This is a genomic window from Rhizobium sp. 18055, assembly GCF_902706285.1.
In the GTDB taxonomy this organism is placed as follows: Bacteria; Pseudomonadota; Alphaproteobacteria; order Rhizobiales; family Rhizobiaceae; genus Rhizobium.
On sequence record NZ_CACSKD010000001.1, the window covers coordinates 253,720 to 278,059 of the forward strand.

The following is a 24,340-nucleotide window of genomic DNA, read 5'->3' on the forward strand; positions in this document are numbered from 1 at the left end:
TGCGTTAAATGAAGCTCGCCTCAAACAGCTGCCGGGAATAATCGGCATGGGTGACGCCCTGCTCAAGGTCCTGCTTCGTCAACGCGTCAACGAATACCCCGCCTTTCATCACCAGCACCCGGTCGCACATATGGGCGATCACCGAGAGGTCATGGCTGACAAGCACGAAGGTGAGGCCGCGCTCGTCCTTCTGGTCTGCCAGCAGATTGAGGATCTCGGCCTGTACGGAGACGTCGAGTGCCGATGTCGGTTCGTCCAGAAGCAGGATCGTCGGCTCCAGGATCAGCGCCCTCGCAATCGCCACACGCTGACGCTGACCGCCCGAGAGTTCATGCGGGAACCGGTTGGCGAAAGAGGCCGGTAAACCGACCTGGATCAGCGCCCGCTGCGCCTGATCCCAGCCATCGCCGAGCCCCATCGATCGGATCGGCTCGGCAAGTGCGGTCCCGATCCTAAGACGCGGGTGCAGCGATCCGTAGGGGTCCTGAAACACCATCTGCGCCCGCAGCAATTCGTCGCGCGTGCGAACCTTGCCGATAGCGCGGCCATTGAAGGCGATTTTGCCGGTCCACCCGGCTTCGATCCCTGCGAGCGCCCGCAACACTGTTGATTTACCGCAGCCGGACTCGCCGACAATTCCGAGCGTCTCGCCAGCGGCAACGTCAAAGCTGACGTCGCGGACGACATGATTGCGGTTCTTCTTGGCGCCGAAGACGACGTCCAGATTTTCGACCTTGATCATTGTGCCAACTCCGCGTTGAGTGCCTTGCGATCGAGAACCTTCAATCGGCGAACGGGATGGCGGGGATCGGGAAGAGCGGCGATCAGACCGCGCGTGTAGGGATGCGTGGCGTCTTCGAGCGTGGTGAGGGTCTCGACGACCCGGCCGGCGTACATCACCAGTATCCGCTCGCAGAAGGCCGCAACCATTCTGATATCGTGACTGATCAAAAGCAGCCCGGAATTGTTCTCGCGCACCAACTCGTCCAGCAGTATCAGCACGTCGCGTCGAACGCTGACATCGAGTGCCGATGTCGGTTCGTCGGCGATGACGAGCTTCGGGCGGGCGATCAGCATCATCGCGATCATCACGCGCTGGCCCATGCCGCCGGAGATCTGGTGCGGATAGAGCTTCATCACCCGGTCCGGATTGTCGATCCGCACCCGCTCCAGCATCGCCCTCGCCTGCTCGTAGGCTGCCTTGCCTTTCAGTGCCAGATGCAGCGTCGCGGCTTCCGCCACCTGCTTGCCGATCGGCAGCAGCGGATTGAGCGAATAGCGCGGGTCCTGCATGATCAGCGCCATGTCCTTGCCACGCAGCGCACCCATCTGGCGTTCTGACTTTGCAAGCAGTGGCACACCGCCGAAATCCATGCGCTCGGCGGTCACCACCGCACTCGGCGGAAGCAGGCGCATCAGGGCACGGCCGGTGGTCGATTTTCCGGAACCGGATTCGCCGACGATGCCGACGCGCTCGCGACCGATATCGAAGCTGACGTTGGACACGGCATGCAGCGTGCTCTGGGCGAAGCGCACGTTGAGATCGCGCACGGAGATGACAGGCGATTGGTCAAGAGCGGGCATGGCGAGGATCCAGAATATCGCGCAGCGCATCGCCGGCAATGTTGAAAGCAAGGCTGGTGACGAGGATGGCGATGCCCGGCATGACCGCGACCCACCAGTTGTCGAGCATGAATTTGCGGCCGCTCGATATCATCGCGCCCCATTCCGGTGCCGGCGGTTGGGCGCCGAGCCCGAGAAAGCCGAGCGACGCTGCCGTCAGGATGATGCCGGCCATGTTGAGCGTCAGGCGCACGATCACCGAGGGAATGCACATCGGCGCGATGTAGCGGAACAGGATACGCAGCGGCGACGCGCCGTAGAGCCGGGCTGCGGCCACATAGTCAGTGTTGCGGACGACCAACGCTTCGGCGCGCGCAAGACGGGCTATCGGCGGCCAGCCGGTGAGAGAGATGGCGATGATCGCGGTGTTGAGGCCGGCGCCAAGCGCTGCGGCGAAGGCCAGCGCCAGGATCAGCGACGGAAACGACAGGACGATGTCGGTGGCGCGCATCAGCAGCGCGTCCGTTCTACCGCCGAAATAGCCGGCGACGACGCCGATGACCAGGCCAAGCGGGCCGACGATCAGCGATACGGAGAGCACAGTCTGGATGGTGATCCGCGTGCCATAGATCAGCCGGCTCAGAATATCACGGCCGAACTCGTCGGTTCCGGCGATATGTGCCCAGTTCGGCGCCTGCAGCGCATTGCCGAGGTCCTGGGTGACCGGGTTATAGGGCGCAATAAACGGCGCCAGAACGGCAATGATGCAGAGCAGCGCCAGAATGACGAAGCCCGCCAAGCCCAAGGGCTCATGGCCGAGCTTGCGCAGGGCGACTTTCGATGAAGCGGCAAGGCGGGATGCCATGCCCGGTGGTTGGACGAGGATTTCGGCGTGAACGGTGTCGCTCATATCGTGGCCTCCCGTGTGCGCGGATCAAGCAATGCGTAGGCAACGTCCGCCAGAAAATTCAAAAGCATGAACACGAAGCCGATGATGATGGTGCCGGCAAGGACCGCGTTCATATCGCCGATCATCAGCGCATTGGTCATGTATTGTCCGATCCCCGGCCAGGAGAAAACGATCTCGGTGACAACGGCGCCCTCGAGCAGGCCGCCATAGGAGATCGCCAGAACGGTGATGAGTTGGACCGCGATATTCGGCAGAATGTGGCCGGTCAGCGTCCGCATAGGGCGGACGCCCTTGGCACGCGCGGCGATCACGTAGTCCTGGTTCAGCTGCTCCAACGTGAAGCTGCGGGTCATGCGGGTGATATAGGCCATCGCGGCGTAGGCGAGAATGAGGGCTGGAAGCAGGATGTGCGACAGCGCGTTCCAGAAGATTTCCGTTTCGCCCTGCAGCAGGCTGTCGATAAGCAGAAGCCCGGTCTGCGGCGTGACCATGCCCTCGTAGAAAACATCGACACGGCCCGGACCACCGGCCCAATTGAGGCCGGCATAAAAAATCACCAGTCCGACGATGCCGAACCAGAAGACCGGAATGGAGTGCCCGACCAGCGCGATCACCCGGATGAACTTGTCGACGAACGTGTCGCGGAACAGGGCCGCGATCAGGCCGAGCGGGACGCCGAGGAAGGTCGAGATGATGACCGCGAGCGTTGCCAGCTCCAGCGTTGCCGGAAACGCCTGTTTCATGTCGGCCGAAACCGGATTGCCGGTCAGGATCGCGTTGCCGAAATCCCCGTGCAGCAGGCCGGTCAGATAGATGAAGAACTGCTGGTAGAGCGGCAGGTCGAGGCCGAGCCTCGACCGCATGGCGGCAAGCGTCGCCGGATCGGCAAGTTCGCCGACGATCGCCCCCACCGGATCTGCCGGCAGCACGCGGCCAATGACAAAGGTGACACACAAGAGGATGAACAAACTGACGATAAGCTGCAAGATGCGCTTGCCGAGTTCGCTGACGGAGAGTTCCTTCATAACGGGCTGCCTGCTGCCTTATGTTATTCTGCGTCCGACTTGGTGACGTTCTCAAGCCTCGTCGTCTGGCTCGGGTGACCGACATAGCCCTTGACGTCGGCATTGAGCACGATCGGCTCGAACCGCTCGAACATCGGCAGAACGGCGGGGCTCTGGGCGATGAACTTCTCCTGCATCTCGACGAAGAGTTCGCCACGCTTCTTGGCATCCGGCTCGATCGACGCCTTGGCCGTCAGCGCGGTCAATTCGGGAATGTCCCAGGCCGAACGCCAGACGAAATTGCCGGCATTGTTGGCCTTCAGCGAATTGTCGGGATTGCTGGTGAACTGCTCCATCGAGCCCAGGACATTCGGCATATAGGCGCTGGTCTGCGGGATCAGCAGGTCGAAGTCACGGGCGCGGTGGGCGGCGATGATCTCCGAGCCGTTGCCCTGCTGGATGTCCACCTTGATGCCGATCTCGCCGAGAGAGGCCTGAATGGCGGTTGCCAGGTCGATGCGCGGCGTCTGGGCGATCGTCTTCAGGGTGAGCGTGAACCCATCCTTGAAACCGGCCTCGGCCAGCAGCGCCTTGCCCTTCGCGACATCGAGATGCCAGTCCGGGTTCTTGATGGCGTATTCGTAATTCTCAGGCACCGGCACCGTGCGCGCCTTGCCGTAAGGGCCCATGATCGTCTTTTCGATGCCGGCATAATCGATGCCGTATGCGATGGCTTCGCGCACCTTCGGATTGGAAAGGAACTTGTTGCCGGCATTCATCGATAGAACGTAGAAACCACCGGTCGGCACCCGCTGGATGGCATAACCCTTGTTGCCCTCGAAAGTCTTCAGGTCCGCCGCTGTCAGGGCGCTGGCAATATCGATATCGCCGCGATCGAGCATCAGCCGCTCGACCTGGCTTTCCGGAACGTGGCGCACGATGATGCGGCGCATTTTCGGCGGGCCGGAGACGTAATTCGGATTGGCGTCCAGGATGACCATTTCATTCGGCGACCAGCGGTTCAGCGTGAACGGACCGGAACCTGCGGAGTTGGTCCGCAGCCATTGATTGCCGTAGTCGTCGTTCTGGACGTGCTTCTGCACCTCGACGCTGTCTACCGCACTGGCGACCACGATTGCGAGGCGGTAGAGCAGCAGTTCGGCTGTGACCTTGTCGGTGAGATCGACGCGCAACGTGTGGTCGTCGATCGCCTTGACCAACTGCTCGACATTGTCACCGCTATAGCCGACACGCGTCAGGTTCGAGGCTGCGGACTGGTTGAGCTTCAGCAGGCGCGTCAGCGAATAGACGAAATCCTTCGCCGTTACCGGATTTCCCGAGGCGAACTTCGCCTCGCGCAGCTTGAAGGTGATGCCTTTGTCGTCGATAACCCAGCTCTCGGCCAGCTGCGGAATGATTTTGCCATCGACATCGGTGGAAACCAGCCGGTCATAGAGATTGGCCATGATCTCAAGCGCCTTCGCCTCGGTCGCCTGCTGCGGATCCAGAGACAGGACCTGCGCCAGCGATGTTCCGATAACGAGCTGATTCTTCGGCGTTGCCGCATATCCGGCCGGAGCGGCTAGCGCCAAAACGCCAAAAGCGATGCCGGCAAACAGGTGTCGCGAAAAAGACTTCATTGAAACTCCTCCCTAGTTTAACATGCAACACATAGTATGTGCGTCGCATGTCATAATATGATTTATATAAGATCAGAAAGCTTTGCAAGGGTTGATAGCGTGCCGCTGCCAAAATACATCGTGACGGAAGATGGAGGAACAAAATGACTCGCGTAAGGCAAAGGCTGGCGCAGCAGCTGATCGACAAGCTGAAAGAGCAGATCGAGACCGGCCAACTGAAAGAGGGCGACCAGCTTCCAACCGAGCCGCAACTGGAAGCGAGCTTCGGCGTCAGCCGCACCGTTGTGCGCGAGGCAATAGCCGATCTGCGCTCGGCGGGCTACGTCCGGCCGGTTCAGGGAAAGGGCGTTTTCGTTGGCAATCCGATAGCCGGGCAATCCCTGTCGTTAACGCCGGTGGAAATCAAAAGCATCCCCGAAACCCTTGAATTACTTGAGTTCAGAATGGCGGCCGAGGGAGAGGCAGCCGCCATTGCAGCCTATCGGCGCACCGCCGAACAGGAAGCCGCCATCCGGGCCGCGAACCGCAAAATGGCACTGTCGATCGAGGCCGGCCTGCCGACAATCGAAGCGGATTATGAGTTTCATATGGCGATCGCCGCCGCCACCAACAACCGATTCTACGTCGATGTGCTGAGACATTTTGGCTCCCGCGCCATTCCAAGGGGGCAGTTTCCCACCCTGCCCGACGCGACCGACAGGAGTTATCTCGAGAAGGTGCATGCCGAGCACGGGGAGATTCTCGCTGCCATTGCCGACCAGGATCCAGAGCGCGCCAGGCAGAGCATGCGCGCTCATATGCTGGCCAGCCAGCGCCGGTATCGAATGTTGGCAGAGCAGCAATAAAGCCCTCGACACTCTCCAGGATTCATACTATGTCATATGACATAATATGACTTCAGGGAGTGTAGAGGTGTATTTAGGCACGCAGGTTGGCGCGCGGGACGACGATGACTATCGCGTTTTCGCACAGCTCGGCATCAAGAACATTTGCGCGGACCCGCCCGGGTCGCCCGACAGCTGGACGCTGTCGGATCTGAAGCAGCACCGCGAGAAGGTGGAAAGCTTCGGCCTGACGCTGGACATGATCCAGCTGCCGCTGCCATCGCAGGCAATCGAGAAAGCCTCCTATCCGGATATCCTTCTCGCCGGGCCTGACCGCGACCGACAGATCGATGCCGTCTGCAAGCTGATCGAGGATGTTTCGGCCGCCGGCATCCCGGCTGCCAAATACAATCTCAACCTGATCGGCATCCCCCGCACCCCGATGGAGCCCGGTCGCGGCGGCGCGATGGCCGAGGCCTGGCGCTGGGACAAAGCAGACCACGATGCGGCGCCCGGCCTTGCCGGCGTGCTGTCCGAGGACGAGAACTGGGAGCGGATCGACTATTTCCTGGAGCGCGTGATTCCGGTTGCCGAGAGCAACAAGGTGCGCCTCGCCTGCCATCCGCACGATCCCTATACGCCGCCCGGCTATCGTGGCGTGACGCGCGTTCTCGGTACTGTCGAGGGACTGAAGAAATTCGTCACCATGCGCGAGAACCCCTATCACGGCCTGAATTTCTGCCAGGGCTCGATCGGCGAGATGCTCGAAAATCCGCGCGAGGAGATCGACGACATCATTCGCTGGTTCGGCGCGCGCCACAAGATCTTCAATGTCCACTTCCGCAATATCCGCGGCGGCAAGCTCTCCTTCGTGGAGACCTTTCCCGAAGAGGGCGATATGGACATGGTTCGCTCCATCAGGATCTACGACGAAGTCGGCTACAAATACATGATGATGCCGGACCACGTTCCGACGATCAGCGGCCGCGACCCGTCCGGCGTCGCCTTCGCCTTTTGCTACGGCTACATCGCAGCTCTTCTGCAGAGCCTTTGCTCTTCCAGGGCCTGATCCTCTGGTTCAGGGCCTTCTCGCACATCACTTCAAACCAGGGGGATTTAGATGAATCCGGTCGAACTTAAAACGGCAGTCGGTAGCGGCCTGCTTTCATTTCCGGTCACGCATTTCGACAACGACCTTCAATTCAACGAGGAGGCCTATCGCAGCCATGTCGAATGGCTGGCAGGCTATGATGCCTCTGTTCTGTTCGCTGCCGGTGGCACAGGAGAGTTCTTCTCGCTGAGCCCGTCCGAAATTCCGACCGTCATTCATGCTGCCAAGGCATCGGCGGGCAAGACGCCGATCATCTCGGGAACGGGATACGGCACGGCACTGGCTGTCGAAATCGCCAAGGGTGCTGAAAAAGCCGGTGCCGACGGGCTGCTGCTGCTGCCGCCCTATCTGATGTTTGCCGAGCAGGAAGGCCTGATCGCCCACGTCAAGGCCGTCTGTTCAGCCGTCGGCATCGGTGTCATCGTCTATAACAGGGACAACGCCGTTCTGACCGCAGACAGCATTGCCAGACTGTGCGACGAGTGCCCCAATCTCATCGGCTTCAAGGATGGTGTCGGCGATGTCGACAAGGTGATCGAGATCACCGCCAAGATCGGCGACCGGCTGGTTTATGTCGGCGGCATGCCCACGCATGAGGTCTATGCGCAGGCCTATTTCGCAGCCGGCGTCACCACCTACTCGTCGGCGGTTTTCAACTTCGTGCCGCAGATGGCCCAGACTTTCTATTCTGCCCTGCGCAGCGGCAACCAGGCAACGGTCGATCAGATCCTGAAGGATTTCTTCTTCCCCTTCGTGGCCCTTCGCAACCGCAAGAAGGGGTATGCCGTGTCGATCATCAAGGCCGGCCTCGATGTGATCGGCCGCGAGGCCGGACCGGTGCGTCCGCCGCTGACCAACCTCACCGCCGAGGAGCGCACCTTGCTTGAGCGGATCGTGCGCGCATCCGACGCTGCCAAGCAGGCTGCATAACACGCAAGCCGACGTGACGGCTGGCGCAAGGGCGCTGGCCGTCCGCCACTTGTCCAAACTCGATCTTCCGACATTCCCGACGGCACGCCATCACGTGTGCCGCCCTGCCCTCGGCTGCGCTGCGCCGCCTAACCGACACAACAGGAGACGCCATGTTCACGCACTCTCGCAAGGAATTCGGCGAGGATTTCATCTTCGGTGTCGCGATGGCCGCGCACCAGATCGAGGGCGGGCAGACCGACGGCCGCGGCTCGTCGATATGGGACACCTTCGCCGCGACCCCGGGCAACATCAAGAACGCCGAAAACGGCATCATCGCCTGCGACCACTACAATCGCTGGGCGGAAGATCTCGACCTGATCCGCGACGGCGGGTTCGATGCCTACCGGTTCTCGTTCTCCTGGCCGCGGCTCATCCCGGAGGGAAGCGGCGCCGTCAACCAGAAGGGTGCCGACTTCTACGATCGCCTGATCGACGGCATGCTTGAGCGCGGTATCAAGCCTCTCGCAACGCTCTACCACTGGGACCTGCCAAGCGCGCTGCAGGACAAGGGCGGCTGGATGAACCGCGCCACTGCAGAGGCATTCGCCGACTATGCAGCGGAGGTCGGCCGTCGCTTTGGCGACCGCCTGGCGACGACCGCCACCTTCAATGAGCCCTGGTGCGTCACCGTGCTCAGCCACCTGCTCGGCATCCACGCGCCCGGCTATCGCGACATCAGGGCGGCATCACGGGCCATGCACCACGTCATGCTGGCGCATGGGCTGGGGATCGACGCATTGCGTGCCGAAGGCGTCAAGAACCTCGGCATCGTCGTCAATATGGAGAAGTGCGAACCGTTGACCGCGTCACCCGAGGATCGCAAGGCTGCCGACCTCGGCGATGCGATCTTCAACCAGTTTTTCCTCGACGCCGCATTTCACGGCAGCTACCCCGCGCTGGTGACCGATATCATCGAACCCTACTTGCCGAAGGACTGGCAGGCCGACATGCAGCAGATCGCCCGGCCGCTGGATTGGGTCGGCGTCAACTATTACACCCGCTCGCTTTACCGCCATGATGCCAGCGTACCGGCATTTCCCTTCACACAGTCGCGCGGCGATCTCGCCAAGAACGACCTTGGTTGGGAAACCTATCCGGTTGCGCTCACCGAGTTCCTTCAGAGGGTGTCGGACAACTATACCAAGCTGCCGATCTACGTGACTGAGAACGGCATGTCCGGCCCCGACGATGACAGCCGCATCGATTTCTTCGACCAGCATTTCGAAGCCATCCGCCAGGCACAGAAAAATGGTGTAGATGTCAGGGGCTACGTTGCCTGGACCCTGATCGACAACTTCGAATGGGCGGAAGGTTTCAGCGCCAGGTTCGGTATCGTCGGCATGGACCCCAACACGCTGGACCGGCAACCGAGAGGGAGCTATCGCGCGTTCCAGGATATGCTCAGCCGCTGAGCTAAAAGCTGGTGTTGCCCATTTGACATTCTTGTCGCGATCAGGAGGCAACGACCCGCTCCACGTCGTCGCCTGCCGGTTGGGTTCGCAATACCGGGAGCTACCGCGATTGCAACGGTTGTCGTGTCGCCGATCACAAAGTTGCGAGTAACGAGGAAAAATCCTCGCTCCTCGCTGCATCGCAATATCCATTGACGCCCGCATGCATTATCGCTCTTTAGCCACCTGATTTCACTGCCCCTCCCAGCAGTGGCCGGGGGTGTTTTTGAGACAAGGATAACCTCCCACATGACCAATACTCTCATCGAGACCATCAAGAAGCGTCGCAGCCAGTACGCACTCGGCAAGACCCTGCCGATCTCCCAGGATGCGACCACCAAGCTCATTCAGGAAGCCGTCAAGCATACCCCGTCTTCCTTCAATTCGCAGAGCTCGCGTGTTCTCGTTCTCTATGGCGCGGAAAGCGACAAGCTTTGGGCTTTCGTCATGGAAGCACTGCGCAAGATCGTTCCCACCGATGGCTTTGAGTCCACGGAAAAGCGCATCAACAGCTTTGCCGCCGGCGCCGGCACCGTTCTCTTCTTCGAAGATCAGGACGTGGTGAAGGGCCTGCAGGAAAAGTTCGCACTCTACGCCGACAACTTCCCGATCTGGTCGGAGCAGTCGAGCGGCATGGCACAGTTCTCTGTCTGGTCGGCTCTCGCCGAAGCCGACATCGGCGCCAGCTTGCAACACTACAACCCGCTGGCCGATGCTGAAATTGCAGCCGCCTGGGACATCCCGGCATCGTGGAAACTGCGCGCGCAGATGCCGTTCGGCGCGAACTCCGCCGCTTTCAGCGAAAAAGCCTTCATGGACGACAGCGTCCGTTTCAAGGTGTTCGGCTAAGCAACACCTGATCAGCGGCGCCATCGCGCCGCTGATCTGCAACACCGGCGGCCGTATCCGGCGGTCGACAAATCAGGTCGCATAAGCGATAAAAACGAACCTTTGTCGCCATAGCACTTTGCAACCACAGTGGACCTGTCCTGACAGAACTTTCCATATGCATCTCAGGCGCTCAAGATTGCACGCCGGTTCCAGCGGCCTGACTAGAAGGACAGGGACTTGGATCGTCTTGAATGCGACCGCATGTTCGTTGCCGTTATAGACACCGGGAGTTTTGCCGCCGCCGCAGCGCGACTGGGCACCAGCAGCGGCCAGGCTTCCAAACTCGTGTCCCGGCTGGAAGCGGACCTTGGCGTACAGCTGATGATGCGAACGACCCGTGCGCTATCACTGTCGGAGGCTGGGCGGGCCTACTACGAGCGGATCAAATCGCTGCTCGACGAGTTTGACGTCCTCGATGCCTCCGTGCGCAATGCATCGGGCGCGCCGTCGGGCAGACTGCGGATAACCGCGCCGATTACCTTTGGGACCACGCAGCTTGCACCGGTGCTCAATCAGTTCGCGACGGCCTTTCCCGATATCCATCTCGACGTCAGCTTTTCAGACCGGATCGTCAATCTTGTCGACGAGGGGTTTGACGCAGCGATCCGCATCGGGCGTCCGGCCGACAGCAGCTTGATCGCACGCAAGCTTTGCGCCGCACGGATCATCCTCGTCGCCGCATCCTCCTACCTCGTTGCGCGGGGCACACCGATGACGCCGGAGGATATCTCAAACCATGATTGCATCATCGATACGAATTTTCGCGACCCCCTCACCTGGCGGTTCAGACGCAGCGATGACCCGCTACCTGTGCTCGTCGACGTCCAGGGTCGTATTCACTTCTCGAATGCCGAGGCCTGTGTCGCTGCGGCGGAAGCCGGCCTTGGCATCGCCCGTGTTCCGAGTTTCGTCGCCGGCGAACGGCTGCGCATCGGTGCGGTCCAGCCGGTGCTGGCCAGTTTCGAAGACGAGCAGCGGGGTCTTTGCGCGGTCTACCCACCTGCCCGGCATCTGGCACTGAAAGTACGGGTGCTGGTCGATTTTCTGGCAGACGCTTTTCGTGGGCAGCCGGCCTGGGACAAGGACTGGCTATGATTGCTTCCATTTTGGAAGGAAAGACTCTCTATTGACGCGGATAATCAATGATCCGCTATTAAGTCATAGCCTTGTGCAGGAATTCACCCGAAGCACGAGACCTCAATCATGATCGATTCCCGCACTGCTCCTTACGCCGCCCTCATTCTGCGTGTGGCACTTGGTTTGCTCTTCCTCGCCCATGTCAGCCTGAAGATTTTCGTGTTCACGCCTGCTGGTACCGCCGGTTTCTTTGCCTCGCTCGGTCTTCCCGGCTGGCTCGCCTACGTTACCATCGTCTGGGAACTGGCCGGCGCCGTGACGCTCATCGTCGGCATCTGGCCGCGCCTTGCTGCCATCGCTGTTATCCCGATCCTGCTGGGTGCGATTTTCACCGTCCATGGCGCTGCCGGCTTCTTCTTCAACAATCCGAACGGCGGCTGGGAATTCCCCGGCTTCTGGATTATCGGACTGATCGTGCTCGCGCTGACAGGTGATGGCGCGCTGGCGCTCCGTCCGACGCCGTCGCGCAAGTAAGCCGTCTTCAAGGATAGCTGCGTCGCCGCAGCTATCCGGCCACCTGGTCTTGCCGGTATCGAAATCATTGTCAGCCATGGCTTTTCCGCGACTTCGCGGTAGCTCAAACAGCATGCGCGCACCCGATGCGCCGCAAAACCTGGCCTCATGTGATCCTTGAGCCATCGAGACAATTAGTGCAGCGATTGCAAAGACGAACCGGGAGTGCAGCCATGCTCGTAGACGGAAAATGGACAGCCGACTGGCATCCAGTGCAGGCAACCGACGCCAAGGGCGGCTTCGTCCGGCAGATTTCCGGTTTCCGCAACTGGATCACGCCGGATGGCAGCGCCGAGCCAACAGGTGAAGCCGGCTTCAAGGCTGAAGCGGGGCGCTATCATCTCTATGTCGCCCTGATCTGCCCCTGGGCATCGCGCACGCTGATCGGTCGCGCGCTGAAGAAACTCGAGGACGTCATATCCGTATCGGTGGTCGAACCGGCATTGTCCGACCAGGGGTGGCAGTTCGGCGACTATCCGGGCGCCGACCGCGACCTGCTGAACGGTGCGACCTACATGCACGAGATTTATACCAGCGCCGATCCACACTATACCGGCCGCGCGACTGTGCCTGTCCTCTGGGACAAGGAGCGCCGCACCATCGTCAACAACGAGTCGGCCGACATCCTGCGCATGCTGAACGCCGGTTTCGGGCCGCTTGCCGATGGCGCCATCGATCTTTACCCCGAGGATATGCGCGCCGGGATCGATGCCCTGAACGAGCGCATCTATCCAATGCTCAACAACGGCGTCTATCGCACGGGCTTTGCGACGACGCAGCTTGCTTATGAAGAAGGCTTCGCCGATGTGTTTGCCATGCTTGACGAGCTGGAAGCCCGTCTTGATGAACAGCAGCCATTCCTGTTCGGCGCACGGCTGACAGAAGCCGACGTGCGGCTCTTCGTGACGCTGGTGCGTTTCGACGCAGCCTATAACAGCATCTTCAAATGCAATCTGCGCCGGCTCGCGGACTATCCCAATCTCAGCCGCTATCTCGACCAGATCCTTGCCATACCGGGTATTCGCGACACCGTGAGCATCGACCACATCAAGCGCGGCTATTATTCGATCAAGGCGCTGAACCCGACCGGCATCGTCCCGGTTGGTCCACAGCTCCCCTTCGCGGTCTCGTAAGGAAACAGCCATGTCGACACTTGCATCGCATATTCTAGTCATCATGCTTCACGGCGTCGGCTCCAGCGGCAGTGATCTTGCCCCCTTGGCAGACGTCTGGAAGGGCGACCTTCCCGGTGCCGTTTTCGTCTCCCCCGATGCCCCAACTCCATCAAGCTTCGGCTCGGGATACCAGTGGTTCAGCGTAGCCGGGGTCACTGAAGACAATAGAAGCGCGCGCATCGAGGACGCACGCATGGCCTTCGACGCGACCATTTCGGCAATCATCAAGGAAAATGGCTTTGCCGACCGGCTTGACCAGGTCGCCCTCGTCGGGTTCTCGCAAGGCACCATCATGGCCCTCGACGCGGTTGCATCGGGGCGCTGGCCGGTTGGGGCTGTTGTCGGATTCTCCGGGCGCCTGGCATCGCCTCTGCCGCTTCAACCTGCGGTCGGGACGCCCGTTCTGCTGGTGCATGGCAGCGCCGACCCGGTAATCCCGGCGGCTGAAACGACCAAGGCCGCGGCCCTGCTCCAGCCGCTCGGCATGAATGTCGAGACGGTGATCATGCCTGGCCTCGGCCACACGATTTCCGCGGATGGCGCTGCCCGGGCCGGCATGTTCCTGGCCCAAACCTTGGCAAAATAGCAACGCGACAGCCGCCCTCCGCCATTCGTTCGCCGTAGCGAGATGGCTGCTATGCACCAATATCTATTGGCTGGCGCAGACCATGACGCTAAATCAGAGGCCGGGAGGATCGAATCGAACGGAGTCCTCGATGGAATTCAAACCGTCTCCCGGCACAGAACTCACCCTCCGCACGCTGGCAATGCCGGCCGACGCGAACCCGGCAGGCGATATTTTCGGCGGCTGGGTCATGTCGCAAATGGACCTCGCGGCCTTCGTGCGTGCCAACGACATCGCAAAGGGCCGCACCGTCACGGTGGCCGTGCATGAGATCGTCTTCAAGAAACCGGTCAAGATCGGCGACACGCTGTGCGTCTACACCTCAGTCGAAAAGGTCGGCCGGACATCGATAACGCTTCGGGTGGAAGCGTGGACCCGCAGGCACTACGAGCAATCCCGCGAGAAGGTCACGGACGCGGTGTTCGTCATGGTCGCCGTCGATGACGAAGGCAAGCCACGACAGGTTCCGTCTGGTGGTACCACTGCGGCGCAAGCAGCAGAATGACGCCTTTGGCCCGGCGTGGCCGCAAAATGCCAGCCGGGACACCGTTCAGATGTGGTCGGATGTCGGCGTGCTGACCAGAATGGCAGCCGCCTCGTTTGCCTTTTCCAACGCGACGGCAGTGCTTTCCCCGCGAACAAGGTTGGCGGCGAGCACGCCGATGAATTCGTCACCGGCGCCGTGCGTGCTGATCAGTTTCACCTTGCGCGCAGGGATCATGATTTCGGCTGTGCTTCCGCGTTCGACGCAGGCTACGCCCTCGCCGCCTGCCGTCACCACCGCGACCGGATAGGTCTTGGCCAGCACGTGGGCAGCGGCCAATGCGTCGCCAAGGCTGTCGACATGCTCGATGCCGGCAAGCATCTCCGCCTCGACGGCATTGACGACGATGATGTCGATCAAGGCAACGAGGTCTGCCGAAAGAGCGCGCGCCGGCGCTGCATTGATCAGCACTCTACCGCCGGCAGCCTTCATGGCGGACGCGGCGAGGACGTTTGCGGCGTCAGGAACTTCGCTCTGCAGGACGAGAAGGCTATCTGGCGCAAAGTGCTGCCTGGCAGCATCGACGTCAGTGGCCGACAGTTCAAGATTGCTGCCCGACACGAACACCGCACCGTAGTCGCCTTCGCCGTCGAAAATCGCCACACTCATGCCGCTGGCACTGCCTTCGATTGTCCTGACGAACCGGTGATCGACGCCCTTGCTGGCGAGGTTGGCGACCAGCGTTGCGCCGAAATCATCATTGGCGACAGCGCCGATCATCATCGTCGGCACACCGGTTCTTGCCGCTGAGACCGCCTGATTGCCGCCCTTGCCGCCGCATTTCGGATGCCAGGCCGTTCCGGCCACCGTCTCGCCCTTGCGCGGACGCGCCGGTCCCTTGACGATGATGTCGTAGTGCAGGCTGCCGAATACGAAGACGGTGGGCGAAGGGGAGGTCATAGGAACTTGTCTTTTCGTTTGGAGGCCACTGCGGCCATCGTCTTCGCGAGGTTCTTTTCTGCCGCCTGGTAATCACGTTGTGCAACGGCGACGAACACCGCATCGAGGATATTCAACTGGGCAATGCGGGCAGCCGCATTTTCGCCCATCAGCGGTGACCCCTGTGCTGTCGAGCAAAGAATGACATCCGCATGCTGCGCCAGAGGCGAGCCGTTGTAGTTGGTGATAGCGATCGTTCGCGCACCATTGCGGCGCGCCAGCTGTATGGCCTCGATCACCGCCACCGTATTGCCCGAATGGGAAAAACCGATGGCGATATCGTCCTGCCCCAGCAGTGCCGCAGACATCAGCATCATGTGGCTGTCATCGAACACGCTGGCGCGGACACCGATGCGCAGGAACTTGTGCGAGACGTCTCTGGCGATCTGCGCCGAACCGCCAACACCATAAAAGTCGCGCTGGCGGGCTCCGTGGATCAGATCGGCCGCGCGGTCGAACGCCGCGATGTCGATGATCGACAGTGTTTCCTCGAGCGCCTGAATCGATGTTCTGAAGACTTTCTGGACGATTTCCTGCGAGGTGTCATCCAGCGAGAGTTCCTGATGCATCTCCGCGGTTGGGAGCCTGTTGTACTGCGACAGCGCAGTTCGGAATTCGCGGTAGCCCGCAAATCCCAGCTTCTTGGTGATCTTCACCACCATCGCCTCCGACACGCCGGCCTCTGTCGCGATCTCCTTGAGCGATGTTTCATCGTCAAACGAGCGCAAGGCAAAGACCGTCTCGACAACGCGTGCTTCCAACGGAGTCAGAAGCGGCATCATCATGCGTATGCGGGGGCCAACCGCCTTCAGATCGAAACTCTCCGAATTCATCCACGTCCCCTTGTCAGGCGATCAATGATCATCGCGACAAGAATTATAAGGCCGGTTGCGAGCAGTTGATAGAAAGCTTGTACATTCATCAACGTTAATCCGTTGCGCATCGCGCCGAGGATGATTGCGCCGAGGATTGTCCCGACGATGCTGCCCTTGCCGCCCATCAGCGACGCACCGCCGATGGCCGCCGCTGCGATCGCGTCGAGTTCCCAGAGGTTGCCGAGGATCGGCTCTGCAGCACCCAGGCGACCAATCAGGATCAGCGACGCCAAGGCCGCGAGCACGCCCGAGATGACATAGGCGGTGATCTTGGTCATCGCGATCGGCACGCCTGCCACATAAGACGCTTCCTCATTGCCGCCGACCGCCAGAAGATACTCGCCGATCGGTGTCTTCTTGAGCAGGACCCATGCGGCTGGGGCAACACAGGTGACGATGATCACCGAGTTGGGAATGCCGGCAACCGAGCCATTGAAGATCGAGCGGAAACCTTGCGGGATGCCGAGGACGGGGTTGCCGCCGGTGTAGATCAGCGCGATCGCGCGATAGGTGCTGAGCGTGCCGAGGGTCACGATGAAAGGCTGCAAGCCGACATAGGCGACCAGAACACCATTCACCACGCCGCAGACCGCCCCGATGCCGAGGCCGGCGAGAATTGCGATCGGGACCGGATAGCCGGCGACCAGCAGGGTGGCGCTGAGCACGGCGGCGATCGCGGCCGTCGGCCCGACCGAGAGGTCGATACCGCCGGAGATGATCACGAGCGTCATTCCGAGTGCCAGGCAGGCGTTGATGCTCGACTGCTGCAGAATGTTGATGAGGTTCCGTTCGGAAACGAAGCCGGGCACCAGCACGGCGAAGACGGCCACGATCAGGATGAGGCCGATCAATGTGCCTGCGTCGCGGACGGAGAAGGACGAAAACAGGTTGGAACGCGCCGGTGCGCTTGCAGTGATATCAGACATTTTGGTGCTCCTGCTTGGAGGACACGGCCTTCCGGCCAGCGTCGCCAACGGCATATGAGACAAGATTTTTCTCGGATAGCCGGGCCCGGCCCAACTGAGCCGCGATGCGGCCATCGCGCATGACCACCACGCGGTCGGAAACGCGCATGACTTCGGGCAGTTCGGACGACACAACGATGATCGAGCGGCCTTCTGCCGCAAGTTCCTCGATCAGATGATAGATCTCGGACTTTGCGCCCACGTCGATGCCGCGGGTCGGCTCGTCGAAGAGCAGGATTTCCGAACCGGCGGCGAGCCAGCGGGCGATGATCGCCTTCTGCTGGTTTCCACCACTGAACAGCTTGATAGGCCGATCGATCTGGAACGGGCGCAGGTTGACGCGCTTCAGAAGCTCGCTCGACCGCTTTTTCACCAAGCCATGACGAACGATACCGCCCTTGGAGAAACGCCCCATCGACGGAAGCGCCATGTTGATCGAAACCGGACGGATCGGAATGATCCCCTCGCGCTTGCGTTCCTCAGGCAACAGGCCAATGCCTGCGGCGATGGCGGATCGTGGATTCTTCAGCGCCAGCGTCTTGTCGTCGATCTTGACGGTGCCTGCAGAAATCTTGTCGACGCCGGCAAGAAGGCGAAGCAACTCGGTTCTGCCGGAGCCGACAAGGCCTGCGATGCCCAGCACTTCGCCACGATGAACGTCGAACGAGACGTCGCGCACATGCGTCGTTGCCGATGACAGGTTGCGCACTTCCAGCCGGACCTTGTCGGTCGCATGCGATCGGTGATCCTCGTGCTGAAGCTCGCGGCCGACCATCATGGCAATGACGTCTTCCTGCGCCGATGTCTTCAGATCGACAACGCCGACCACCTGGCCATCGCGCATCACGGTGCCACGGTGGCAGATGCGGAAGACCTCGTCCATCTTGTGCGAGACGTAGATGATCGACACGCCCGAGGCCGCAAGTTTCTCGACGATAACCGCGAGGCTTTCGAATTCCGAGGGGGTCAGGCTGGACGTCGGTTCGTCCATGGCGATGATCTTGGCCTTGTCGAGCAGCGCACGCGCAATTTCGACGATCTGGCGCTGGGCCACCTTCAGGCTCTTGATCGGCGCAGACGGATCGATCGAGGGATCGATCATGGCAAGCGCTTCCGCGGCGCGGCGTTCCTGCTCGCGCTGGTTTACCAGAAGTCCTCCAGCCATCTTCAGCGGATGGCCGAGGAACATGTTCTGCGCCACGGTCAGGTTCGGTACCTGCTGCAGTTCCTGGTGAATCATGGCGATGCCGGCAGTACGGGCATTGTCCGGCCGCTTGAACTGGGCCTGCTTTCCATCGACGAAGAACTCGCCGCTTGTCGGACGAAACACGCCGGAGAGAATGCGAAGCAAGGTCGATTTGCCTGCGCCGTTTTCGCCAAGCAGCGCGTGAATTTCGCCGGGAGCGATCTCGAATGAGACGTCCGTCAGTGCCTTGACGCTGACAAATGCCTTCGTGATGCCTTCGAATTTTAGTCGGGGCGTCGATGTCATCTACGGTGCCTTCGGTGAAAGAGAGCCGGTTCGCAATTGAACCGGCTCCTGTTTCCGTTACTTTGCCGCGGCGTCCTTGAGCAGAACTTCACGCACATCTACACCGTCGCCCTGGTACTTGGCGAAGTTGTCCTTCGTGATCAATGCCTGCGGGGTCGATACAACGCGCGGGAGCGTCTGGCCAGCGACGAGACGCAACGCCGTTTCCAATGCAACCTCGCCGGTCAGAACCGGGAAGCTGTCAACGGTACCCGTCAACTCGCCTGCCTTGATCGAGGTGTAGGCATCAGAGATACCGTCGGTACCGAACACGGCGACCTTGCCGAGGAGATTGGCAGACTTGACGGCTTCGACGACGCCGAGGGCCATGCCGTCATTGTTGCAGTAGAAGCCGATCAGATCAGGATGCTGCTGCAGGATGTTGGTTGCCGCATCGTAGGACGTCTGGCGATCCCAGTTGCCGGGGACGCTGGCAACGACGCTGAACTTGCCGCCTTCCGAGATCGTCGACTTGAAGCCGTCGGTGCGCTGGACGGCAGCAAAAACGCCGGCCTGACCTTCGATAATGGCAACCTTGCCGCCATCGGGGCGGTTCTCGATGAACCACTTGGCGACGCGCACGCCGTTGTCACGCTGAACGTTGCCGACATAGTGCTCGGCCTGCGGAATGACTGCGTCGTTGACGTTGACGACCGGGATCTTGGCTTCCTTTGCCTGTTCCATCACCGGCTGCAGGTTCGCATCGGTCTGCGGCGAGACGAGAAGAACGTTGACGCCCTGGGTGATCATGCCTTCGGCAATCGTCAACTGGCCGAGCTGGTCGCCCTCGCTTTGCGCAGCCTGATAAGCGACCGTCACACCCAGCTTGTCACCGAGCTTCTGGTAGCCCTGGCCGAGCGAGCGCCAGTATTCGTTGGTCAGCGTCTTGGAAACGCCGCCGGCTTTGGTGCCTTCGGGAAGCTTCGGCAGTGGACCGAACTTGCTTTCGAGCTGCGACCAGTCGATGCGGTCCTTCTCCGTGTCGGAATTCAGCGGAGCAAGCTCCTGGGCAAAGCTGATGCCTGCCCAGAGCGTCGCCGCAAGGCCTGTGGCAATGACTGTCGTGAAAAGTCTGTTCATCGGTTCCTCCCGAGTGAGTGATTAGAATGCCCGATTGGGCGTTTATTACGCATCCGCACCAAGCATGACGTTTTGCAGAATGGCCTGCGCGGATACGGCGTCCTGGCGGTCAATCGCATCGATGAGGCGATTGTCCTGTTCGAGGCGATCTACAACGTTCAGCATGCGCCGAACCGTCTTGATGTTGACCTCGCATTCGTGAACCGGATCGAGACCGGTCATGTCGGGGAATGTGTCGAAGTAGATGGCGCCGTCATAACCGTCGCGGCGGATCTGACGCAGCAGCTCGATCGTCTGGACCGTGTGAACGGCGCCGACCATCAGGCCGTCGTCGCGCTTGGCGTAGCCATCGTTGAGATGAACGCCGAGCAGGCGGCTGTGACGGGCGATCATGGCAGCGGCGAATGCAGGCTGCTCGTCGGCGTAAAGCACATGGGCGAAGTCGAGCGTGACGCCGAGATTTGCACAGCCTGCCTCCTTGATGGCAAGCAGCGTGGTCGCACAGTCGGGCATCAGGCTGTAGGAGCGCGGCTCATTCGGCTTGTATTCGATGCTGATCAGGCAATCCGGGTCATGTTCACAAACTTCACGAATTCCGTCGATCTCGTGTTGCCACATCTGATCGTAGTTGGCCTGGAACGCGTAGTCGAAGCCATCCTGGCCGAGCCAGATGGTCATCAGGTTCGACCCGGCCTCTCTGGCAGCATCAATGCCGGCCTTGGTGAGTTCGATCGCTTCGCGGCGTACCTTCTCATCTGGATTGGTGAAGGCACCGATCTTGAACGCCGGATTGGTATAGTACCGCATCGCAAAACCGTTGATCGATAGGCCGAGATCATTGAGCTTTCGCGCCAGTTCAACAGGATTTTCTCCGACATGATCCGGGTAGTTCAGGTCTAGATCGGTGAGGCCATGGACCTTTGCAGCACGGGTCGCCATCTGCAAGACCGAGGGCTTACCCTTGAGATCAGGCCATTCGCTGTGGGCGTTGGAAGCGAAGGAATTGAGGCGCGTGGCGAAACGGGGGCTGGACAATGTTCTATACCTATCAATGTGAACGCTTGCCCATAACTTCACAAAAAACCAAATTGTTGTAAAGTGAAATAGTTTTTGCGGTGCAGCATCGCACCTGTCGCGCCGCATCGTTCGGCGGTTCGGGTCCGGAAACAAAATGCAGGAAGCCCTCGGCGAATCTGGCGCAGAGGCCGGAGACTTCGCACTTCGTGGCGGATGATCATCGACGGCCAGCCCAAGCAGAGCAGGCATTGTGAGCCGACATGGCGACGCAGTCGCCGGCCCGCTTCACTGAAGCAAGCGTAACGACGCTGTGTTCATTTCAGGATTGGTTCGGGAAGCCGGCCCGGCTTTATGACTGGTGCATTGCAATAAAAGCGAGGTTCCGGCGAGGTCCGTTCAACGACTTATCCTGTGCTGCCGCCTCGGCCATTGGCCATCGGCGGCATTTTGGGCGCGCCTGTGAGCCTGTCGGCAACTCGTGGCGACGCCATCGAGTCGCCTAGAACTTGTTGTTCACGCCGATCTTGAAACGCTCCAGCTCGTCTGAATCGTCATAAGCAAGCGGCAGCGCATAATCGACCCTCAGCGCGCCGAAGGGTGAGTCCCAGACGAGACCGACACCGACGGAGGCGCGCAGCGCGCCGCTTGTGCCCTCAGCGATGTCAGAGCCCAGCACATCGACCTTGTTTCCAAACAGGGTGCCGGCGTCGGCAAAGACTGCGCCGCGCAAATTGAAATCGCGGGGAATCGCGGGCAACGGGAAGGTTCCTTCGGCGGAGGCGTAGAAATACGAGGTGCCGCCCAGGGTCTGGTCATCGACATCAGCGATTCTCGGCCCGATGCCGCGTTTTGCAAAGCCTCTGATCTCGTTGCCACCGAGCGTGAACTGATCGAAGGTATTGAGGCTGTCGCCAAATGCAAACATCTGGCCTCCACCAACGGTCACCGATCCAATCAGGTCCGCATCCTCGTTGAGGAGGTCGTAGTATCGCAGCTTGCCGCTGATCTTGTAGTAGTTTGAATCACCGCCCAGACCGGCAATTTCCTGCGTCAGCGTCGCATAGGCGCCGCTGCGAGGCTGCTGATCGCTGTCGAGTGAATTGAAGGTCAGCGTGTTCGAGACGGACGAGCGAACCCAGGGGCCATCATCGACGAGATGGGCGTAGGTTGCTGACAAATCGCTTGAGTCGCCGCTATAGTCCAACTGGGTGAGATTGTAGCGGAAGGTCGATGCCAGCTGCTCGGTGATCGGCGCCGTGACACGCAAGGTGATCCCTGCCTGATCGACCTCGTAGTCGTCATAAGAGGTCTGCGCGTAATTGATGTCGAAGCCGGCCGCCAGATGGTAACCGAGTAGATAGGGCTCGGTGAATGACAGGCTGTAGTTTCGATCATCGTCGTCATCCCAGCCGCCGCTTGCCGCGAGCTTGATGTACTGCCCTCTTCCGAGAAAATTCTTTTCCTCCACCGACGCTTCCAGAACAGGCCCGTCCGATGTCGCCCCGGCCCCAATGCCGAAACTGCCGGTGGAATCGTCTTCGACGTCAATGGTGACGATCACCCGGTCGCTGGCACTGCCAGGCGCGGTCGAGATGCTCACCGACTTGAAATATCCGAGAGCTTCCAGTCGGCGCTTACTGGTATCAAGCAGTTGCTGGTTGAAGGGGTCGCCTTCGCTCACGTCGAATTCGCGACGAATGACGTAGTCGCGTGTCCGACTGTTGCCGCGAATGACGATGCGCTCGATATAGGCCCGCTCGCCCTGATCGAGCAGATACTCGAGGCCGATGGTATTGTCCTGCAGGTTGCGGTTGCCGCGCGGTGTCACGCGTGCGAACGGGAAGCCTCTCGATGCCACCGCCATGGCGAGAGCGTCGATCGATTTCTGCACCTTGTTGGCATTGTAGGTCTCTCCCGCTTTGGTCTTCAGAAGCGCCTTCAGATCGGCGCTGTCCAAGCCCTTGACGGTCGACGAAATCGTGACATCTCCGAATTTGTAACGCGGCCCTTCCTTGACCGTGAAATTCAGGACGTAACTTTGACCGGGCGCATCAAACTGCGCATCGGCCGAGACGACTTCGAAATCGGCGTAGCCCTGGCTGAAGTAGAATTTGCGCAGTGCTTCCTTGTCGGCGTTGAGCTTGTCTTCGCCATAGACATCCTTGCGTGTCAGGAAGGATAGGAAGTTGGTTTTCTTGGTGCTGATGACAGACGAGAGACGCGAGCTGTCGTAGGCCTCGTTGCCGACAAAGTTGATGGCAGTGATCTTCGTTCGCTCGCCCTCGTTGATCACGAAGGCGATGTTGACGTGATCATTCGGCAGCGGAACGACCTGCGTGGTCACCTCAACGTCGTTGCGGCCGGCTGCAGCGTAAGCCGCTTTGATTGCCACGATATCCGCACTTACCTGTATCTTGTTATAGGGGGCAGCTGACCTGGTCTGTACCAACGTAGCGAGCTTGTCGTCCTTGATTTTGCGGTTGCCGTTGAACACCACCTGATTGACCAGGACGTTTTCCTTGACCGAGACAATCAGTGTCTGCCCGGCAACAAGAATATTGACCGTTTCGAACTGACCGATGGAATAGAGTTGCTTGACGGAGGCATCGATATCCTCGCTGCCGAACTCCTTGTTCGGGACAATGGTGATGTTGGATTGAACGGCTTCCATCGATAGCCGATGGGTTCCGTGAACCTCGATGCTGGTGACCAGCGCAGCCTGACCCGATGCAGCGCAGCAAAGATACAAGGCCGTTGCGGTGCAGAATAGCGCTTTGGTCGACGACGGGTTATTCGGCTGGCTCAGACGGTTCGACGGCAGTCGCATATGTTTGCTCGCTTGATACGATGAAATTGGCTTCGGCAGCGCAGTCTGCAGCCGATGTTTCTGGGGGCGCATTTCAGGGGTTGCTGGGCAATCAGCCGGAGGCACTGTCGTAGCCGACGCGCCAGCACGGCGCAGGATCGAACGCCCACTCAGGCCGGTGTCATCTCATGCTTTGGGACGCCATGAGTGCCAGGCTGCGATCGAGCGCCTGCGGGAAGCCATCGAGGGAAATCGTGAACGTCACCGGTATGCCGTCGCCGGACGCGGCAAAGCCAGCGACCTTGAGCTTTGCGCCACGACGAAGGCTCGCCATGAAATCGCAATCGAACGCAAGGCGGGCGACGCAACCGACCGGCAAACACGTCTGGATATTGACAACACGCCTGTCGGCACTGTCATCCACCTGTAGCGAGGTTTCCCGGTCAATCGCGATGCCAAGCGGCAGGACCAGTGTTCCACCCAGCATTCCCTCGTCAGGTGCACCCAGCTCTATGTCGAGAACATTCTGGTGGCGTCGTTCATCGACGAGGTGCTGCTGCAGGGTGCATTCGGTTCGCTCTGGAACGACGAAACAAGCCACCCTCCAGTCCCGGTAATCCTCTTGAAACTGCGAGACGCTGGCGCGAGAGCTCGCGATAGCGGCCTGGGCGAGATACGTCCCGGTCTGCGTGGATGAGAGTGCGACCATTCCGGAGGCCAAAAGCGCAGAATATAGCGTTCCCATGTTCTCTCAAATTCCGGTGCGA

Annotated in this window: 23 protein-coding genes; 10 read left to right on the forward strand and 13 right to left on the reverse strand. The window is 60.4% G+C overall.

Annotation, left to right across the window (positions count from 1 at the left end; translation table 11 throughout):
- Positions 1-4: 4 nt before the first annotated feature.
- Genes GVL52_RS01150 through GVL52_RS01170 form a run of 5 tightly spaced genes read right to left on the reverse strand, consistent with a single transcriptional unit; the run spans position 5 to position 5,117 of the window.
- Positions 5-742: an ABC transporter ATP-binding protein gene (locus GVL52_RS01150; RefSeq protein WP_160003420.1), complete on the reverse strand. Its 738-nt coding sequence runs from the start codon at positions 740-742 to the stop codon at positions 5-7.
- Complete coding sequence (locus tag GVL52_RS01155) at positions 739-1,584, reverse strand: ABC transporter ATP-binding protein (RefSeq protein WP_160003421.1); 846 nt, start codon at positions 1,582-1,584, stop codon at positions 739-741. The genes GVL52_RS01150 and GVL52_RS01155 overlap by 4 nt, the downstream gene beginning before the upstream one ends.
- The gene (locus GVL52_RS01160) at positions 1,571-2,473 is read right to left on the reverse strand and encodes an ABC transporter permease (protein WP_160003422.1); all 903 of its coding nucleotides are present in this window, start codon (positions 2,471-2,473) and stop codon (positions 1,571-1,573) included. Before GVL52_RS01160 ends, GVL52_RS01155 begins: the two co-directional genes overlap by 14 nt.
- On the reverse strand, positions 2,470-3,498 hold the full coding sequence (locus GVL52_RS01165; RefSeq protein WP_160003423.1) for an ABC transporter permease: 1,029 nt from the start codon (positions 3,496-3,498) through the stop codon (positions 2,470-2,472). The genes GVL52_RS01160 and GVL52_RS01165 overlap by 4 nt, the downstream gene beginning before the upstream one ends.
- A 23-nt stretch (positions 3,499-3,521) precedes the next feature.
- Entirely contained in the window at positions 3,522-5,117 is a 1,596-nt protein-coding gene (locus GVL52_RS01170) for an ABC transporter substrate-binding protein (RefSeq protein ID WP_160003424.1), read from the reverse strand.
- 143 nt (positions 5,118-5,260) lie between these two features.
- Between GVL52_RS01170 and GVL52_RS01175 the strand changes: the two genes are divergently transcribed.
- From GVL52_RS01175 to GVL52_RS01220, 10 genes are all read left to right on the forward strand, one after another.
- Entirely contained in the window at positions 5,261-5,962 is a 702-nt protein-coding gene (locus tag GVL52_RS01175) for a FadR/GntR family transcriptional regulator (RefSeq protein WP_160003425.1), read from the forward strand.
- A 67-nt stretch (positions 5,963-6,029) separates the two neighbouring features.
- The gene (locus tag GVL52_RS01180; protein ID WP_160003426.1) at positions 6,030-7,010 is read left to right on the forward strand and encodes a mannonate dehydratase; all 981 of its coding nucleotides are present in this window, start codon (positions 6,030-6,032) and stop codon (positions 7,008-7,010) included.
- Between the two features lie 51 nt (positions 7,011-7,061).
- Positions 7,062-7,982, forward strand: a complete 921-nt coding sequence (gene kdgD, locus GVL52_RS01185) for a 5-dehydro-4-deoxyglucarate dehydratase (RefSeq protein ID WP_160003427.1) — start codon at positions 7,062-7,064, stop codon at positions 7,980-7,982.
- A 152-nt stretch (positions 7,983-8,134) separates the two neighbouring features.
- Positions 8,135-9,436 carry a GH1 family beta-glucosidase gene (locus GVL52_RS01190; protein WP_160003428.1) on the forward strand — a complete coding sequence of 434 codons (1,302 nt, stop codon included), beginning with the start codon at positions 8,135-8,137 and terminating at the stop codon, positions 9,434-9,436.
- 288 nt (positions 9,437-9,724) lie between these two features.
- Complete coding sequence (locus GVL52_RS01195) at positions 9,725-10,324, forward strand: nitroreductase family protein (RefSeq protein ID WP_160003429.1); 600 nt, start codon at positions 9,725-9,727, stop codon at positions 10,322-10,324.
- A 219-nt stretch (positions 10,325-10,543) separates the two neighbouring features.
- Entirely contained in the window at positions 10,544-11,461 is a 918-nt protein-coding gene (locus tag GVL52_RS01200; RefSeq protein WP_160003430.1) for a LysR family transcriptional regulator, read from the forward strand.
- Positions 11,462-11,569: 108 nt separating this feature from the next.
- A complete protein-coding gene (locus GVL52_RS01205; RefSeq protein WP_160003431.1) occupies positions 11,570-11,977 on the forward strand; it encodes a DoxX family protein in 408 nt (135 codons plus the stop codon).
- Positions 11,978-12,189: 212 nt separating this feature from the next.
- Entirely contained in the window at positions 12,190-13,149 is a 960-nt protein-coding gene (locus GVL52_RS01210) for a glutathione S-transferase family protein (RefSeq protein WP_160003432.1), read from the forward strand.
- Between the two features lie 10 nt (positions 13,150-13,159).
- A complete protein-coding gene (locus GVL52_RS01215; RefSeq protein WP_160003433.1) occupies positions 13,160-13,777 on the forward strand; it encodes an alpha/beta hydrolase in 618 nt (205 codons plus the stop codon).
- A 130-nt stretch (positions 13,778-13,907) separates the two neighbouring features.
- A complete protein-coding gene (locus GVL52_RS01220; protein ID WP_160003434.1) occupies positions 13,908-14,321 on the forward strand; it encodes an acyl-CoA thioesterase in 414 nt (137 codons plus the stop codon).
- Between the two features lie 45 nt (positions 14,322-14,366).
- On the opposite strand, the gene GVL52_RS01225 is transcribed toward GVL52_RS01220, so the two are convergent.
- The 8 genes from GVL52_RS01225 to GVL52_RS01260 all read right to left on the reverse strand — a co-directional run bounded on the left by GVL52_RS01225 (position 14,367) and on the right by GVL52_RS01260 (position 24,282).
- Positions 14,367-15,260: a ribokinase gene (locus GVL52_RS01225; protein ID WP_160003435.1), complete on the reverse strand. Its 894-nt coding sequence runs from the start codon at positions 15,258-15,260 to the stop codon at positions 14,367-14,369.
- Positions 15,257-16,132 carry a MurR/RpiR family transcriptional regulator gene (locus GVL52_RS01230; RefSeq protein ID WP_160003436.1) on the reverse strand — a complete coding sequence of 292 codons (876 nt, stop codon included), beginning with the start codon at positions 16,130-16,132 and terminating at the stop codon, positions 15,257-15,259. The genes GVL52_RS01225 and GVL52_RS01230 overlap by 4 nt, the downstream gene beginning before the upstream one ends.
- Complete coding sequence (locus GVL52_RS01235; RefSeq protein WP_160003437.1) at positions 16,129-17,100, reverse strand: ABC transporter permease; 972 nt, start codon at positions 17,098-17,100, stop codon at positions 16,129-16,131. The genes GVL52_RS01230 and GVL52_RS01235 overlap by 4 nt, the downstream gene beginning before the upstream one ends.
- On the reverse strand, positions 17,093-18,631 hold the full coding sequence (locus GVL52_RS01240) for a sugar ABC transporter ATP-binding protein (protein WP_160003438.1): 1,539 nt from the start codon (positions 18,629-18,631) through the stop codon (positions 17,093-17,095). Before GVL52_RS01240 ends, GVL52_RS01235 begins: the two co-directional genes overlap by 8 nt.
- 57 nt (positions 18,632-18,688) lie before the next feature.
- The gene (locus GVL52_RS01245) at positions 18,689-19,750 is read right to left on the reverse strand and encodes a substrate-binding domain-containing protein (RefSeq protein WP_160003439.1); all 1,062 of its coding nucleotides are present in this window, start codon (positions 19,748-19,750) and stop codon (positions 18,689-18,691) included.
- Positions 19,751-19,795: 45 nt separating this feature from the next.
- The gene (locus tag GVL52_RS01250; protein WP_160003440.1) at positions 19,796-20,785 is read right to left on the reverse strand and encodes a sugar phosphate isomerase/epimerase; all 990 of its coding nucleotides are present in this window, start codon (positions 20,783-20,785) and stop codon (positions 19,796-19,798) included.
- 481 nt (positions 20,786-21,266) lie between these two features.
- Entirely contained in the window at positions 21,267-23,594 is a 2,328-nt protein-coding gene (gene bamA, locus GVL52_RS01255) for an outer membrane protein assembly factor BamA (protein ID WP_160003441.1), read from the reverse strand.
- Positions 23,595-23,754: 160 nt separating this feature from the next.
- Positions 23,755-24,282, reverse strand: a complete 528-nt coding sequence (locus tag GVL52_RS01260; RefSeq protein ID WP_160003442.1) for an invasion associated locus B family protein — start codon at positions 24,280-24,282, stop codon at positions 23,755-23,757.
- Between the last annotated feature and the right edge of the window lie 58 nt (positions 24,283-24,340).